Here is a 16,870-nt window from a genome sequence, read left to right on the forward strand (position 1 = left end):
TCGCAGGGTTTCGTTCCGGCTATGACCCTTGTGGACGGGCCGGTAGATTTGGGCGCATGAAGTTTGCCAATTCTGTACTGGACCTGATCGGGAATACGCCGCTGGTCAAACTCAACAATGTGACCGAAGGCATCAGCGCCACCGTGCTGGCCAAAGTGGAGTATTTCAACCCGGGCGGGTCCATCAAGGACCGGATCGCGGTCAAGATGGTTGAAACTGCGGAGCAGGACGGACTGCTCAAGCCCGGCGGAACCGTGGTGGAACCCACTAGCGGCAACACCGGCGTGGGGCTCGCTCTGGTGGCGCAGCAGAAGGGCTACAAGTCCATCTTCGTCACGCCGGACAAGGTGGGTGTGGAGAAGCGCGACGTGCTCAAGGCCTACGGCGCCGAAGTGGTTGTCACGCCCACGGCCGTGGCGCCCGACAGCCCCGAGTCCTACTACGGGGTGTCCGACCGTCTGGTCCGCGAGGTGGAGGGTGCGTACAAGCCGGACCAGTTCTCCAACCCCGCTGCTCCGCTGAGCCACTACGAAACTACAGGCCCGGAGATTTGGCGGGACACGGACGGGCTGGTTTCGCACGTGGTCATCGGCGCCGGCACCGGGGGCACCATCACCGGCACCGGCCGCTACCTGAAAGAGGTTTCGGCGGACCGTGCCTCGGGTCCGGTCCGGATCATCGGCGCCGACCCGGAAGGCTCCGTCTACTCCGGCGGCACCGGACGCCCCTACTTTGTGGAGGGCGTCGGCGAAGACATGTGGCCGGCGAACTATGACAAGTCCGTGCCGGATGAGGTCATCGCGGTTAACGACGCCGAGTCCTTCGCCATGACCCGCAGGCTGGCCCAGGAAGAGGGGCTGCTGGTCGGCGGCTCCTCCGGCATGGCAGTGGTCGCCGCGCTGAAGGTGGCCCGGGAGCTGGGACCTGACGACGTCGTCGTTGTTATTCTGCCGGACTCCGGCCGCGGTTACCTGGGCAAGATCTTCAACGACGAATGGATGAAGTCCTACGGCTTCATTGCCGGCGGCGAAGAGGCCACCGTGGGCGAGGTGCTCAAGGGCAAGGCCGGGCGCCTGCCCGAACTGGTCCACACGCACCCCACGGAATCGGTCCGCGACGTCATCGAGATCATGAACGAGTACGGCGTTTCCACGCTGCCGGTCTTCTCGCAGGAACCGCCCGTGGTGATGGGCGAGGTGCTCGGCTCGGTGGATGAGCGCACCCTGACGGCCCAGCTGTTCAAGGGCGAAGCCAAACTGACCGACAAGATCGGCGACCACATGGGCGAACCGATGCCGCTGATCGGCTCGCTGGAATCCATCTCCGCCGCCCGCGAAAAACTCCAGTCCAACAATGCGCTGATGGTGACCTTTGTAGGCGCCCCCATCGGCGTGCTGACCCGCCACGACCTGTTGACCTACCTGACGAGCTGAAGGAGATTTCCATGACTGCAGAGAAGAACCAAGGCTTCAACACCCGCGCCGTGCACGGCGGCCAGGCCTTCGAACCGCGTACCGGTGCGGTTGTCCCGCCCGTGCACTTCAGCTCCACCTACGCGCAGGACGGGGTCGGCGGCCTGCGCGACGGCTACGAGTACGGGCGCGGCACCAACCCCACGCGGGACTCGCTCCAGGAACAGCTGGCGGCGGTGGAGGGCGGCAAGCACGCGTTTTCCTTCGCCTCCGGCCTCGCGGCCGAGGATTCGCTGATCCGCGCGCTGCTGGCCCCGGGCGAACACATCGTGCTGGGCAACGACGCCTACGGCGGCACCTACCGCCTGATTAACCGCGTGCTGGGGGACTGGGGCGTGGGCCACACGGTGGTGGACATGTCCGACGAGTCCGCCGTGGCGGCGGCCGTGAAGGAGAACAAGACCCGCTTTGTCTGGGTGGAAACCCCGTCCAACCCGATGATGAAGATCACCGACATCGCCGCGCTCGCCGAGGTTGCGCACGGCGCCGGCGCGCTGCTGGTGGTCGACAACACCTTCGCTTCGCCCTACCTCCAGAACCCGCTGGCGCTCGGTGCTGACATCGTGGTGCACTCCACCACCAAGTACATCGGCGGCCACTCGGATGTGGTCGGCGGCGCCGTGGTGCTCAACGATGACGAGCTGGCCGAGAAGATCGGCTTCATCCAGTTCGCCGTGGGGGCGGTGTCCGCACCGCTGGACGCGTTCCTGACCACCCGCGGCCTGAAGACGCTGGGCGTGCGCATGGACCGGCACTCGGCCAATGCGCAGGCGGTGGCCGAATGGCTGCAGGGCCGGCCCGAGGTCGAGGCTGTCTACTACCCGGGCCTGCCGGACCATCCCGACCACGAGCTGGCGAAGAAGCAGATGCGCGGCTTTGGCGGCATGGTGTCGGTCTCCTTCAACGGCGGCGAGGCAGCGGCCCGGAAGGTTGCCGAAAATACCACGATCTTCACTCTCGCGGAGTCGCTGGGCGGCATCGAGTCCCTGGTCAATTACCCCTCCGAGATGACCCACGCCTCCGTGAAGGGTACGGAGCTGGAAGTCCCGGCCAACCTGATCCGCCTCTCGGTCGGCATCGAGGACACCGAAGACCTGATCGCCGATCTGGAGCAGGCGTTCAAGCAGATCTAGCGGTCCAAAACCCAAGACAACGACGGCGGTGCCGGACTTTTGGAAGTCCGGCACCGCCGTCGTTGGTTGTGAAGGTTTTGCTGCCGGAAGCCCCGGTGTAACGGCCCTAAACTGGGGCAATGACTTCCGGATCGCTGCTTGCTGTTTGCTCTGTCCATGCCTTAAAGCCCGACGAGAGCATTGTCGGCGTGACCGCCATCGACAAGCGGTCGGTGGAAGGCCCGGTGCTGGTCCACCAGCTCGGGCTGCGGACGGATGTGCAGGCGGACCGCAAGCACCACGGCGGCGAACTGAAGGCGCTTTACGCCTATGCGGAGGAAGACGCGGCGCAGTGGGCGGCCGAGCTCGGGCGCGAGGTGCCGGCCGGTCTGTTCGGCGAAAACCTGCGTACCCAGGGCCTGCCGGTCAGCCGGGCGCTGGTGGGGGAGCGGTGGCGGATCGGCAGTAAGGTCACCGCCGAAGTGACCATGCCGCGGATTCCCTGCGCCACCTTTGAACGGCACATGGCAGAACCGGGCTGGGCCAAGCGTTTCTTGCACAAGGGGCTGCCCGGTGCCTACTGCAAGGTGGTGCAGGCCGGGGAAATTGCACCGGGCGACAGCATCAAAGTGGTCTTCAGGCCCGGCCACGGCGTGAGCGTGGCGGACGTTTTCGGCGGGCTGGACAAGGCTCAGGCGCAGGCTCTGCTGGATTCGGAAGCGGCCGGCGAAATCAGCATCGGCGGCAACGTCAACAAGGCGGTCAAGCTGGCGCTGCGCCGGGGCTGACCCGCGGTTATTGCCCGGAGCCTTTGGACCCCCTAGTCTTTATGCAACTAGTTGTGCAAAGGAGTGCATAGTGACATCGTCTGCCTTCCCCCGGTTGCTTGAGCCGCTGGACCTTGGCTTCGCCACACTGCCCAACCGGGTCCTGATGGGCTCCATGCACGTGGGCCTGGAGGAGCTGCCCGGCGGCTTCAAACGGATGGCCGCGTTCTACGCTGAACGGGTGCGCGGGGGAGTCGGACTGATCGTCACCGGCGGCATCTCGCCCAACGAGGCCGGGCGGCTGGGGGCGGGCGGCGCCAAAATAACGACGCAGGAAGAGGCAGCCGAGCACCGAGTCGTTACGGATGCAGTGCATGCCGAGGGCGGCCGGATTGCCATGCAACTGCTCCACGCCGGCCGCTATGCCGCGCACCGGGACCTTGTGGCGCCCAGTCCAGCGGGTTCTCCGATCAATCCGCTGGCTCCCCGCGAGCTGTCTACATCGGACATTGAGCAAACCATCGAGGACTTCGCCAACGCCGCCGCCCTGGCGCAGTCGGCAGGCTACGACGGCGTCGAAATCATGGGCAGCGAAGGCTACCTGATCAACGAATTCATCGCGGCGCGGACCAACCACCGCACCGACGCTTGGGGCGGTTCCTACCGCAACCGGATCCGCTTTCCGCTGGAGATCGTCCGCCGGACGCGCGAACGGGTCGGCTCGGACTTCATCATCATCTACCGGCTTTCCATGCTGGATCTGGTGGAGGGCGGATCCGGCTTCGAAGAGGTGCTCGAACTGGCCCACGGGATCGAGGCCGCCGGCGCAACGCTGATCAATACCGGAATCGGCTGGCACGAGTCCCGCGTCCCCACCATCGCCACCTCCGTTCCGCGGGGTGCCTTCGCCTGGGTAACCCGGAAGCTGGTGGGGCACGTAGGCATTCCCCTGATCACCACCAACCGCATCAACACCCCCGAAGTAGCCGAACAGCTGCTGGCGGACGGCTGCGCCGACATGGTTTCGATGGCCCGCCCGCTGCTGGCAGATCCGGCCTTTGTACTCAAGGCCTCGCGCGGGACGTCGGACGAAATCAACACCTGCATCGCCTGCAACCAGGCCTGCCTGGACCACACCTTTGTCGGGAAGGTCACCTCATGCCTGGTTAATCCGCGGGCCTGCCACGAGACCGAGATCCTCCTGGAGCCAGCCGCGGAGAAGAAGAATCTCGCCGTGGTTGGTGCCGGCCCGGCCGGCCTCGGTTTCGCCGTCGCAGCGGCCGAGCGCGGCCACCGGATCACGGTCTTCGAAGCCGCCGGCGAGATCGGCGGGCAGTTCAACCTGGCCAAACAGATCCCGGGCAAGGAGGAGTTCCACGAGACCATCAGGTACTTCGGCCGCCAGCTTGAACTCCGCGGCATCGACCTGCGGCTCAATACCAAAGCCACCGTGCAAACCCTGCTGGCCGAGGGCTTCGACGAGGTCATCCTCGCCACCGGCGTGCTGCCCCGGCTCCCCGGCATCGAGGGCCTGGATCACCCCTCGGTGCTCGGCTACCCGGACGTGTTGCGCGGAAAGAGGCCGGTGGGAAACACCGTCGCGGTCCTGGGCGCCGGCGGCATCGGCTTCGACGTCGCCGAGTACCTCACGCAGTCCGGGCCGAGCGCCACGCTGGAGCCGGAGCTCTTCTACGAGCACTGGGGTATCGACCCGCAGTATGAAACGCCCGGCGGCCTGGCCCGGCCACACCCGCCGAAGCCTGCGCGCAAGATCTACCTGCTGCAGCGCAAGAGCAGCAAGATCGGCGCCGGCCTGGGCAAGACCACCGGCTGGATCCACCGGGCCGAGCTCAAGGCCAAGGACGTCACCATGATTCCCGGCGTCACCTACCGCAGGATTGACGACGGCGGACTGCACTTCAGCGCGGACGGCACCGACCAGGTACTCGCCGTGGATACCGTGGTGCTGTGCACGGGCCAGGAGCCGCAGCGCGAGCTGCAGGCGGAACTGGAAGCAGCAGGCCAGACGGTCCATCTGATCGGGGGAGCGGACGTGGCGGCGGAGCTCGACGCCAAACGCGCCATCAACCAGGGCACCCGGCTGGCGGCGGCCATCTGATGTCGCTGCCGCACGCCATTCTGACCGCGCTGCTGGAACAACCCGGCTCCGGGGCCGAGCTGGCACGCCGATTCGATAAGTCCTTCGGCTTCTTCTGGCCGGCCACGCACCAGCAGATCTACCGCGAGCTCGGCCGGCTGGAGAAAGACGGGTTGATCCGCTCCACCGGCCGTGATTCGAGCCGGGGGCGGGCCAAGGACTACGAGGTGCTCGGCGAGGGGCGCCGCGAGCTGCAGCGGTGGACGGCCGAACAGCAGGACCCCCGGCCGGTCCGCGAGGCGTTGATGATCAGGCTGCGCGCCGCCTCGGTGCTCGGCGATCCCATCGCGGACGAACTGGAACGTCACCTCAGGCTGCACCGGGAGCAACTGGCCACCTACCGGCAGCTCGATAAGCGCGGGAACTGGAGCGGCGGGAACGAACTCCAGCGCGCAGTGCTGACGGCGGGCATCATGTTCGAAGAGACGTGGATTGCCTGGGCGGAGCAGACTCTCGACGCCCTGTGACGCCGGCTGTGCCCAAGGTCACCGGCCGCCGTCGTGCATTCGGGCGCAAAGAAGTTGCAGCGTACCGTACACTGGATACATCCCCCACTCCGGTATTCCCTTATTTCGACGCGGAAAACGCGTCTGATGGTGTGTAGGGTCCGCATAACGCGGACAGTTTTCATTTTGGGAGCGCCGGCTGAGAAAACGCCATACAGACTGCCGTGAGGCAGCCAGCAAAGTTATGGCGGGAAGTCCTGCCAAGGGATTGGAACAGCGCCGGACTTGTGTCAACAGGCCTCTCGATCATCACCGCCCATAGCTCAATCGAGCCCAATGGTGATGCTTTGCGCGGCCACGGTCCCCAAATGAATATGAGGAACCCCATGTCTGAAACCCCCACTGCCACCATGTCTGAAAACGCCGCCACTGAGCCGGCCACGGACAACAGCGCCGCCGAAGCGACAGAAGAAAACACCGTGTTGTTCACGGATTTCGGTCTTGACGGCCGTGTGCTCGCAGCCCTGAGCGACGTCGGCTACGAAAAGCCGTCCCCCATCCAGGCCGCCACCATCCCCGTGCTGCTCGAAGGCCGCGACGTCGTGGGCCTGGCCCAGACCGGTACCGGCAAGACCGCCGCCTTCGCAGTCCCCGCGCTGTCCCGCATGGCCGAACTGCCGCCCACCAAGAACACCCAGATCCTGGTGCTGGCCCCTACCCGTGAGCTCGCGCTCCAGGTGGCCGAAGCCTTCTCCTCGTACGCCTCGCACATGGAGAACTTCACCGTTCTTCCGGTTTACGGTGGATCCCCTTACGGCCCCCAGCTTGCCGGCCTGCGCCGCGGTGCACAGGTTGTTGTCGGTACTCCCGGCCGCGTCATCGACCACATCGAGAAGGGTTCCCTGGACCTCTCGGAACTGCAGTACATGGTGCTGGACGAAGCCGACGAAATGCTGCGCATGGGCTTCGCCGAAGAAGTTGACCAGATCCTCTCGAAGACTCCGGAAAGCAAGCAGGTTGCCCTGTTCTCGGCCACCATGCCGACCGCCATCCGCCGGATCGCCAAGAAGTACCTGAAGGATCCGGCCGAGATCACGGTCAAGGCCAAGACCACCACGGGCACCAACACCCGCCAGCGCTACCTGCAGGTCATGGGCCCGCACAAGCTGGATGCCATGACCCGGATCCTGGAAGCGGAAGATTTCGACGGCGTTATCGCCTTCGTGCGCACCAAGATGGCTACCGAGGACCTGGCCGACAAGCTCAAGTCCCGCGGCTACCGCGCCGCCGCCATCAACGGCGACATCCCGCAGCAGCAGCGTGAGCGCACGGTCGAGGCCCTGCGCGATGGCAAGATCGACATCCTGGTTGCCACCGACGTGGCCGCCCGCGGTCTCGACGTCGAACGCATCACGCTGGTAGTCAACTACGACATCCCGCACGACACCGAGTCCTACGTGCACCGCATCGGCCGCACCGGCCGTGCCGGCCGCTCGGGCGATGCCATCCTGTTCATGACTCCGCGCGAGAAGTACCTGCTGCGGGCCATCGAGAAGGCCACCCGCCAGCCGGTCGAACAGATGCACCTGCCTTCGGCGGAAACCATCAACAGCCTTCGCATGAGCAAGTTCGCGGAAAAGATCACTGAGACCCTCTCGTCCGAAGATGTCTCGATCTTCCGCGACCTGATCGCGAACTACGAGACCGAGCACAATGTGCCTGCAGCGGAGATTGCCGCAGCACTGGCCGTGATGGCCCAGGGCGGACGGCCGCTGCTCGTCCAGGACCTGCCGGAGGCCCCGAAGGGCCAGCGCGAGCGCGCCGCCGGCGGACGGGATGCCACGGGATCCCGCGGCCCGACGCGTGCACTGACCGAAGGCAATGCGACCTACCGCATCGCGGTAGGCCGCCGCCAGCGCGTCATGCCGGGCTCCATTGTCGGCGCCATCGCCAACGAGGGCGGCCTCAGTGCCGCGCAGATCGGCGGCATCGACATCCGCTCGGACCACTCCCTGGTGGAACTGCCCGCGGACCTGTCCCAGGACCAGCTGCGCGCACTGTCCCGCACCCGCATCGGCGGCGAACTGATCCACCTCGAACTGGACTCCGGCCGCAAGCCGCGCCGCGACCAGGGCGACTTCGGCGGCAGCCGCGGCGGCTACGGCAGCGACCGTCCGTTCAAGAAGAAGTTTGATGGCGACCGTCCGTACAAGAAGAAGTTCGACGGCGACCGCAGCTTCAGCAAGGACCGCGGCGAGCGTTCGGACTTCGCCGGCCAAGGCGCCGGAGCCCGCAAGCCCCGACACAAGAGCTACTAAGCCGCGGCCAGACCCGGCAGCTCCTGCCGGGAACCGGCGGCTGAAGTAACCTTACGCAAAAAGGCACCCGTATGAACGGGTGCCTTTTTGCATTCCCGGGGCATGTCCTCAGCCCCGTTCCGACGCCGATGTGAGGCGCACCACGCCGAGCATGAGAACTCTCTCATAAAGGTTTCATAAACGATTCATCATCCTGCGGCAAAGTGAATAACACGCACGAAGAGAATGAAATCTACGGAGGACCGATGTATACCAACCAGCAAGACAGCGGTGAGTTACGGATAGTTCTCTACTCCCATGATTCCCAGGGCCTGGGGCACACCCGGCGTAACCTTGCCATCGCCCATGCGCTGGCTGCCCGGCTGCCGGCGCTGACCGGACGGAAAGTCTCGGGCCTGCTGGTGACCGGCGAGGGAACCGCCACCAGCTACCGGCGGCCCGAAGGCTGGGACTGGATGGTCATTCCCGGGATCAGCAAACGCCAGGGCAACTACGCACCGCGCCACCTGGATGTCCGGATGAGCCGGCTCATCAGCCTGCGCTCCGCAGTGATCGAAGGAGCCCTGACAGCCTTCCGGCCCCACCTGGTCATCGTGGACCGGCATGCCTTCGGCGTGGACGGGGAACTGGTGGATGCGCTGGCTGCGGTGCGGGAAGCCAATCTCGGCTGCAAGGTCATCCTCGGCCTGCGCGAGGTCCTTGACGATCCCGTCGTCGCTGCCCGCGAATGGGCCGCGCTCGGGGATCTGTGCCACGTCCGGCGTACCTTCGACGAGCTGTGGGTCTACGGCGACCCGGCCGTGCACAATCCGGTGGCCTCGGGCGAAATTCCCGCGGCCCTCAGCGATAAGGTCCGCTTCACTGGCTATCTGGCCGCAGGCCGCCCCTGCTCTTCGCGCAAACCCCAGGGCCGCAAGCCGTACCTGCTGACCATGGTCGGCGGCGGATCGGATGGATTCGACCTGACCATGGCGGCGGCCCGTGCCAAGGTTCCGGCGGGGTACCGCCACCTGGTCATTACCGGCCCGCAGATGGCAGCAGACCAAAGGCGCCAGGTCGAGCATGCCGCCCGGAAGCGGACCGACGTGATCGCCAGCGTCCCGGACGCGCTCGTCGAGATCAATGCAGCTGCGGCCATCGTGACCATGGGCGGCTATAACTCGGTCTGCGAAATCCTCAGTACGGACACTCCTGCCCTCGTGGTGCCGCGGGTCTGGCCCCGCCAGGAGCAGCTGATCCGCGCACGTTCGCTCAGCAAACGCCAGCTCGTGGACGTCTGCGAGCCGGCCCAGCTGAGCAGCAAAGTCCTCGGCAACTGGTTCGAAACGGTTGCCGGAACAGCTGCCGCCCGCACCGGCATTGAGCTCGACGGACTCACCTCGGTGGCCCGCCTGGCCGCGCACCTGTTGCAAACCGCCGGCGCCGAAAACACAGTGAGCCCTGCGGGGCAGAAGGAGCTGAACCGTGTTGCTGGCTAAGCCCAATACGCCCAGAGTCGGCTATGTCCTCAAGGTCTATCCGCGCTTTTCCGAGACCTTCATTGTCACCGAGATCCTGGCTCGGGAAGCCTCCGGCGAAGTGCTGGAGATCTTCTCGCTGCGGCCGCCGGCGGATCCAAGGTTCCACACGGAACTGGCCCGGGTACAGGCCCCGGTCAACTACGTACCCAAACCGGCCAAGCTCAGCGAAGGCTGGGCCATTGTCGGCCGCGCCCAGGAACTGAATCCGGAATTCGCCGGACGCTGGGCGCAGCTGCTGCCCCAGTTTGCCGGTTACGACCCTACGGAAGTGCATCAGGGCATCGAGCTGGCCACCATGGCACTGGAGCGCGGCATCACGCACCTGCACGCCCACTTTGGTTCGCTGGCGGCCCGCACCGCGGAAATTGCGGCTGCGCTGTCCGGCCTCACCTATTCCTTCACCGCTCACGCCAAGGACATCTTCCATCAGGATGTGGACCGCAGCCGCCTGGCCCGGACCCTGGCCAACGCGTCGCACGTGGTCACTATCAGCGAATACAACTACCGCTACCTGCGCTCCATGTATCCCGCCGAAACTGCCAACCTGCACCTGGTCTATAACGGGCTGGAACTTGAGCGCTTTCCCTACACCGCGCCGCAGGTACCCGGACAGACGCTCCGGGTTGCGGCCGTCGGACGCCTCGTGGAGAAGAAGGGCTTTGACCTGCTGATTCGGTCGGCTGCCGAATTGCGCAGCCTCGGCCTGCGGCTGGATGTCCGGATTGCCGGCGGCGGCATGCTCGAAACGGAGCTGGCCGATCAGATCGACTCGCTCGGTCTGGAAGGCACAGTTCGGCTGCTGGGCCCGCGGACCCAGCAGGAAGTCGCCGACCTGCTGCGCTGGGCCGAAGTCTTTGCCGCCCCCTGTGTGGTCGGAGAAGACGGCAATGCTGACGGGCTGCCCACGGTCCTGCTGGAAGCCATGGCCATGGGGGTGCCCGCCATCGCCAGCGATGTCACCGGCATCCCCGAGGTCATCCATCCGACCCAAGGCGTCGCGGCCCGGACCGGCACCCTGATCCGCAACGGTGTGGTGGCGGACCTGACCGCCGCACTTGAGGAGGCGGCCCGGCCGGACTTTGACCGGGAGGGCATCGCGGCAGCCGCCCGGCAGTGCATTGAGGCGAACTTCGACTCGACGAAGCAGGCACGGCGGCTGCGGCACCTGGTGGAGGCCTCGGTGCCCGCCGTACCTGCCGCAGAAAGCGTGGAGGTAGCGTAATGCGAGTGGCATATCTATGCGCGGACCCGGGAATCCCGGTCTTCGGCACCAAGGGAGCCTCGGTCCACCTCCAGGAGATCATCCGCGCCTGGCAGGCACGCGGCGCCGAGGTGAGCGTCTACTGCACGCGCACCGGCGACGATGTTCCCGCGGACCTGGCCGACCTCCCGGTGACCTGGCTCAAGGTCCCCAAAAGCCAGGGACCCGAGCGCGAAGCCGCCCAGGCCGCGGCGGCCGCGGAGCTGGCCGGGAAAATTATCGACGACGGCGCCGACCTCGTCTACGAGCGCTACAGCCTCTTCAGCACCGGGCTGGCCCAGGCCACCGCGGCGTTGGGGATTCCCAGCATCCTTGAGGTTAACGCCCCGCTGATCGACGAGCAGCGCACCCACCGCTACCTGCATGACGAAGCCGCTGCCTCCGCTGCACTGCGCGCACAGGTGGCCGCAGCGGACCGCACCGTGTGCGTCTCCGCACCGGTTGCCCGGTGGGTGGAAAGCAAAACGGATGCTGCCCACCACGGCGGCATCGCCGTCGTACCTAATGGTGTGAATACGGACCGGATCCTGTCTGCCTGCCCCGACCCCGATGCCGTGCCGGTAGTTGCCTTTGTCGGCACGCTCAAACCGTGGCACGGGGTGGAGGTGCTGCTGGAAGCCGCCGCGCTGGCCTCGCAGGCGTGGCAACTGCGCATTGTCGGCGACGGCCCGCTGGCAGCAGAACTCCAGCGGCGTGCCGCGGAACTGGGCATGGCTGTGGACTTTACCGGTGCCGTGGTGCCTGAACGGATTCCCGCGGTGCTCGCAGACTGCTCGCTGGCCACCGCGCCGTACCCGGCGATGGGCTCGGACGCCGACCAGTACTTCTCGCCGCTGAAGATTTACGAGTACCTCGCCGCGGCGCTGCCCGTGGTGGCCTCGAACGTAGGCCAGATTCCGGACATTATCGACGACGGGGCAACCGGGCTGCTGGTGGAACCGTCGGACCCCGCCGCGCTGGCCGCCGCGATTGACCGCTTGGTGGCCCACCCCGAGCGGCGCCTGGCCATGGCGCTGGCGGCCCGGGAGCAGGCGGTCGCGCGGCACAGCTGGCACCAGGTGCTGGAGCGTAGTCTGGCCGGAATCCGCCTGCCGGACAAGAACCAGGAGCTGACGGTATGAGCCGGAAACAAGCCAACCCCGCGGCCCTGCGGCGCACCCTGGGCATCATCAGGCCGCATGTGGGCCGGCATAAGCTCCTGATGGGCGGCGGCATCACTGCCCTGCTGTTCGAGGTGGTGTTCCGGGTGCTCGAGCCATGGCCGGTCAAGTTTGTGGTGGACGCGGTCACGCGCAGCCTCGGCGCGGACCTGGCCGGCAGCGGGCCCTCGGCTACTCCTGTGCTGCTGCTTTCCTGCGCCCTGGCCACCATTTGCATTGTCGGCTTCCGCGCGCTGGCGAACTATCTGGCCACCGTGGCCTTTGCGCTCGCCGGCTCGCGGGTCGCTGCGGCGCTGCGCGTGCGCGTTTTCTCCCATGTCCAGGCGTTGTCCGACCGCTACCACTCCTCTGCGCGGACCGGCGATACGGTGCAGCGGCTGGTGGGCGATATCGGCCGGCTCCAGGAAGTTGCGGTCACGGCCGGGTTGCCGCTGGTGGCCAACGTGATCACCCTGGTGGTGATGGCCGGCGTGATGTTCTGGCTGGATCCGCTGCTGGCCCTCGTGGTGGTCCTCGCTGCGGCGGCGTTCCTGCTGATCTCCCGCGGCAGCACGGGCAAGATCACCGCTGCTTCCCGGAAGACCCGCAAGGGCGAAGGTGCCCTGGCCAACACCGCCCAGGAGAGCCTCGGTGCCATTCGCGTGGTCCAGGCCTACGGGCTGGAACGGATCCTCGCCGGCAAGTTCTCCCATAGCAACAAACAGGCCCTGACGGAAGGCGTGCAGGCACGCCGGCTGGCCGCCGGGCTGGAACGCCGCACCGACGTGATCGTCGGCGTCGCGACGGCAGCAGTGCTCTTCGGCGGCGGCATGCGGGTGGCCGAAGCGGCCATGACGCCCGGGGATCTGGTCATCTTCCTGACCTACCTCAAGACAGCCATGAAGCCGCTGCGGGACCTGGCCAAGTACACCGGACGCATCGCCCGGGCTACGGCTTCGGGCGAACGCGTCGCCGACCTGCTGGACGAACCCGTGGACATCCAGGACGCCCCGGGCGCGGTGGAGCTTTCCGGTGTCCGCGGCGAGATCCGCCTGCAAAGCGTGCGGGCCGCCTACGGCGACGGACGTCCCGTGCTGCACCACGTGAACCTGCATATTCCGGCCGGGCAGAAGGTGGCGGTCGTCGGGCCATCCGGTTCCGGGAAGTCCACGCTGGCTTCGCTGCTGGTGCGCATGATGGACCCCGTGCACGGCTGCGTAAGTGTCGACGGACACGACCTGCGGGAGGTGACGCTGGCTTCGCTGCGCTCGCAGGTCAGCCTGCTGCTGCAGGACTCGGTGCTCTTCACCGGCACCATCCGCGACAACATCCGCTACGGCAGGATGGAGGCCACCGACGAGGAAGTGGAGCAGGCGGCACGGCGTGCCCAGGCCCACGGCTTCATCATGGCGTCACCGGACGGCTATGACACTGTGGTGGGGGAGCGCGGGAGCACACTCTCCGGCGGACAACGCCAGCGGCTCGCCATCGCCCGTGCCTTGCTCCGGCACGCACCCGTGGTAGTGCTGGACGAGGCCACCACGGGACTGGACCCCGAAGCAGCAAGTGAAGTGCTCGCAGCGCTGGGCACCCTGACCGAAGGACGTACCACCGTGACGATTACGCACGACGCCGGACCGGCGCTGGCCGCCGACCGTGTTCTCTGGGTCCAGGACGGCAACGTGGTGCTGGACGGCACTCCCGCAGACCTGCTCGGTCATCCTTCCGGCACCTTCAAGGCCTGGGTGGAACAACAGCAGGCGGCCAATGCCAGCGAGGCACGGGTCGACGTCGGCCATCCCGCCGACGCCGCCGTGGCGGAGGTGGTCTAGGTGGGTCCCGTAATTGATCCAGCCCTCCCGGCCCTGGACGCCGTAATGGACCCGGAGCGCCTGAGCACCCTGTTCGGCCGCCGGGTCGCCGCGGCGCACGTGCGTTATAAGCCCGGTGTGTCCGTGGTGGCCCGGCTTTCCGGAAGCGACGGGCCCGCCTGGATCGCCGGATACTCGCGCAGCCAGGACTCGAAGCTGGCCAAGACCTTCAAGCGCGCCGGGCAGCAGGGGGTGCAGCTTGAAGCCGTGGAGCTCCCCGAAGCCCCCGGACAGCTGCTGGTGTCCGGGCCTCTGGCACTGGACGGCAAACTGCACCGTGCCCTCGCCGGGACCGGGCTGCTGTCCGGCCGCGCCGGGGCGATCGACGTGCTGAACTACAACCCCCACCGCCGTCTGGTCGCAGCGTTCGGCCAGGGCGGGCAGCGCCGCGTCGCCAAGGTCACGGCCGGACCTACACGGGTGCACGCAGACATGCTGAGGCGGCTACAGGACGCCGGCGTCCCGGTCCTGGAACAACAATCTCCCCGGGACGAGGCAGGTGCCCGTCCGGACGGAACGGACGCCCGGCACGCCGTGTATTACCCCTGGTTCGGTGATACGGACCTGCAGCGACTGCACCAGCAGGATCAGGGTGCACCGGAGCCGGGCCAGCCCGATTCGCTGGCGCTCGCGGCCGAAGCGGGCCGGTTCCTGGCGCTGCTCCACACCCAGCCGCCGTGGGCGGGCCCGGGCCCCGTCCAGCCGCCGAAGGCCGGCCAGGGCGCTGCCGGCACCGATCCCAAGGTTCCCGCGCCTGGCCACATTGCCATGCCGGGACTCCAGAAACTGGCAGCCAACACCGGCCAGCTGGTGCCCCCAGCTGCTGAACGCCTGCATCACGCCGCCGAGCTGCTGACCGTTCGGCTGCGCCGGCCGGGCCGGGCCGGCTTTGTACACGGCGATTTCTCCGCCGACCAGATCCTGGTCGGCGGAGAAGGCCTGCGCATCATCGATCTGGACCGGTTCGGTTACGGTGCAGTGGTCTCGGATTTAGGCTGCTTCGCAGCGGTCGAGCTGCTGAACACCGGCACGGGAACGTTGACGGCGGCCCTGCTGGAGGGATACCAGGAAGGCCAGGGCGGAATGTCCGGCGCCGGGCTGGACGCCGACGAGCTGAACGTCTGGACGGCCTGCCACCTGTTCTCGAGGATTCTGGAGCCGTTCCGTGCGTGCGAGCCGGACTGGCGGCAACTCATCCTCGGCCGGCTGGCACAGATCGAAGGAATGCTGGCATGACCGCCGTCGTTCCTGCAACAGTCTACGATCAGGCCGGCGCGGCCTTGTCGGTCCGCCGAGCATGGCCCAAGAGCGGACGCCGGCTCACCTTCGAAGCCGTGGATCAATACGGCCGCCTGCGGGCGGGCATGATTGACGACGGCGGGAAAACCACCGTTGCCGGCTTCAGAACGGACCCTGCGTTGCCGGGGTTGGGGGAGGCCCGCGGGAAGCTCCTGGTCCACCGTTATAAACGCCGCGCTGTGCTGCGGTCCGCGGACGGAACCCGCTACACCAAGCTGCTGGCCCCCGGTAAGGCTGCCATGGTTGCCGGGCAGTCCGCACTGATGCATGAAGCAGGAACCCGCGCAGGCTTCGCGGTGCCCGAGGTAATGGGTTGCGGACCGGACCGGGTGGTCTCCGCCGCGCTGGCCGGAACCAGTCTCCATGAACTCGGAAGCGCGGATACCCTGGGCGCATGGGGCCGTGCCTGGCAGCTCTGGGCGGAGCGGTGGCCGTCGTTGGTCCGGGGCGCTACCCGGGTGCAGGAGCTGCCGCTGCATGACGGCGCGGCGGAAGCGGCTACGGTACGCAAGTGGGTGGCTCATCTGCTGGACTTCGGCGCGCTGGATACCGATCCGGCTGCCGTCCGGAGCCTCGCGGATGAGGTGTGTCAGGCCCTGTCGGAGGGGAGCGGACGCGGGGAAGCAGGCCTTGCACACCGGGACCTGCACGATAAACAACTGCTCTACTGTGCAGAGACGGCTTCGCTTGGACTGCTGGATTTCGACACCGCTGCGCTGGCCGAGCCTGCGCTGGATCTGGCAAACCTGGCCGTCCACCTGCGTTTGCGGGCAGACCAGGGCCGCGTCACCGCGGAGGCCCGTAAGACGGGCGAAGCGGCGGTGGACGCGGCCGCCGCAGACTTGTCGGTGCCGGCCCGCAGGCTGGATCTCTACACCGTGGCCACCCAGCTGCGACTGGTCTGCGTCTACGCATTCCGTCCGCATTGGCAGCATCTTGCCCAGTCGTGGTTGGACGGCTTGCTGGCGTCCCAGACAAGAAAGGCAATCTCGTGAAAATCTTCTCGTCCATACTGGCTTTGCTGCTGGTCGGAGCAGCGAGCGTGTTCTTGTGGAACGTCGCCGTGGCCAAGCCCGAGGATTCCACCATTGACGTCTCGCATCTGCAGCAGGCCTCGTCGCCGCCGGAACCGACCCCTGCTGTCGATCCCGACGCCAGCGCAGATCCCAAGCCCGAAGCGCCGGCGAAACCTTTGCCCGAGAAGGAGCAGCAGGAGCCCAAGGGCAAGGATGAGCCGGCCAAGCCGGCACAAGACTCCGCCCCCAAGCCGCAGCCGGCCCCGGCCCCGGTGCCGGAACAGGTCGCGCCTGCACCGCCGGTGGTTGTTGACGACGACGATTGGGATGACGATGTCGACGATGACTGGGACGACGGCGGAGACGATTAGTCCCCTTGTGGCGCCTTTGAAGAGACGAAACAGCGGTGCTGTTAGCGGCCGGAAATGTGGGGCTGGCCACAACCGCCGGTTCCGATTTCACACGGAGCTAAACTGCTGGTAAAGTTTTTC

13 protein-coding genes are annotated in these 16,870 nt (G+C 66.8%); all 13 read left to right on the top strand.

The genetic code is table 11. From position 1 onward, the window contains the following. The first annotated feature begins 56 nt into the window (after positions 1-56). The 13 genes from AC3A4M_RS00795 to AC3A4M_RS00855 all read left to right on the top strand — a co-directional run bounded on the left by AC3A4M_RS00795 (position 57) and on the right by AC3A4M_RS00855 (position 16,750). Positions 57-1,433, top strand: a complete 1,377-nt coding sequence (locus AC3A4M_RS00795) for a cystathionine beta-synthase (protein ID WP_074701218.1) — start codon at positions 57-59, stop codon at positions 1,431-1,433. Positions 1,434-1,444: 11 nt separating this feature from the next. Next, on the top strand, positions 1,445-2,605 hold the full coding sequence (locus AC3A4M_RS00800; protein ID WP_498733225.1) for a cystathionine gamma-synthase: 1,161 nt from the start codon (positions 1,445-1,447) through the stop codon (positions 2,603-2,605). 119 nt (positions 2,606-2,724) lie between these two features. Continuing rightward, entirely contained in the window at positions 2,725-3,372 is a 648-nt protein-coding gene (locus AC3A4M_RS00805; RefSeq protein ID WP_498733227.1) for an MOSC domain-containing protein, read from the top strand. Positions 3,373-3,442: 70 nt separating this feature from the next. Then, a complete protein-coding gene (locus AC3A4M_RS00810) occupies positions 3,443-5,470 on the top strand; it encodes an oxidoreductase (RefSeq protein ID WP_498733229.1) in 2,028 nt (675 codons plus the stop codon). After that, entirely contained in the window at positions 5,470-5,976 is a 507-nt protein-coding gene (locus tag AC3A4M_RS00815) for a PadR family transcriptional regulator (protein ID WP_498733231.1), read from the top strand. The genes AC3A4M_RS00810 and AC3A4M_RS00815 overlap by 1 nt, the downstream gene beginning before the upstream one ends. Positions 5,977-6,341: 365 nt before the next feature. Then, the gene (locus AC3A4M_RS00820; RefSeq protein WP_498731030.1) at positions 6,342-8,273 is read left to right on the top strand and encodes a DEAD/DEAH box helicase; all 1,932 of its coding nucleotides are present in this window, start codon (positions 6,342-6,344) and stop codon (positions 8,271-8,273) included. Positions 8,274-8,518: 245 nt separating this feature from the next. Further along, the gene (locus AC3A4M_RS00825; RefSeq protein WP_498733233.1) at positions 8,519-9,751 is read left to right on the top strand and encodes a glycosyltransferase family protein; all 1,233 of its coding nucleotides are present in this window, start codon (positions 8,519-8,521) and stop codon (positions 9,749-9,751) included. Beyond that, entirely contained in the window at positions 9,738-11,015 is a 1,278-nt protein-coding gene (locus AC3A4M_RS00830) for a glycosyltransferase family 4 protein (protein WP_498733235.1), read from the top strand. Before AC3A4M_RS00825 ends, AC3A4M_RS00830 begins: the two co-directional genes overlap by 14 nt. Next, on the top strand, positions 11,015-12,175 hold the full coding sequence (locus tag AC3A4M_RS00835; protein WP_498733237.1) for a glycosyltransferase family 4 protein: 1,161 nt from the start codon (positions 11,015-11,017) through the stop codon (positions 12,173-12,175). Before AC3A4M_RS00830 ends, AC3A4M_RS00835 begins: the two co-directional genes overlap by 1 nt. Continuing rightward, the gene (locus AC3A4M_RS00840; RefSeq protein ID WP_498733239.1) at positions 12,172-14,025 is read left to right on the top strand and encodes an ABC transporter ATP-binding protein; all 1,854 of its coding nucleotides are present in this window, start codon (positions 12,172-12,174) and stop codon (positions 14,023-14,025) included. Before AC3A4M_RS00835 ends, AC3A4M_RS00840 begins: the two co-directional genes overlap by 4 nt. Next, complete coding sequence (locus tag AC3A4M_RS00845) at positions 14,026-15,300, top strand: phosphotransferase (RefSeq protein ID WP_498733241.1); 1,275 nt, start codon at positions 14,026-14,028, stop codon at positions 15,298-15,300. Next, positions 15,297-16,358 (top strand): hypothetical protein, encoded by a 1,062-nt coding sequence (locus tag AC3A4M_RS00850; RefSeq protein ID WP_498733243.1) that lies wholly within the window; start codon positions 15,297-15,299, stop codon positions 16,356-16,358. The genes AC3A4M_RS00845 and AC3A4M_RS00850 overlap by 4 nt, the downstream gene beginning before the upstream one ends. After that, positions 16,355-16,750 (top strand): hypothetical protein, encoded by a 396-nt coding sequence (locus AC3A4M_RS00855; RefSeq protein ID WP_498733245.1) that lies wholly within the window; start codon positions 16,355-16,357, stop codon positions 16,748-16,750. The genes AC3A4M_RS00850 and AC3A4M_RS00855 overlap by 4 nt, the downstream gene beginning before the upstream one ends. Positions 16,751-16,870 lie beyond the last annotated feature (120 nt).

Source organism: Arthrobacter sp. Soil_C_60 (assembly GCF_057656375.1).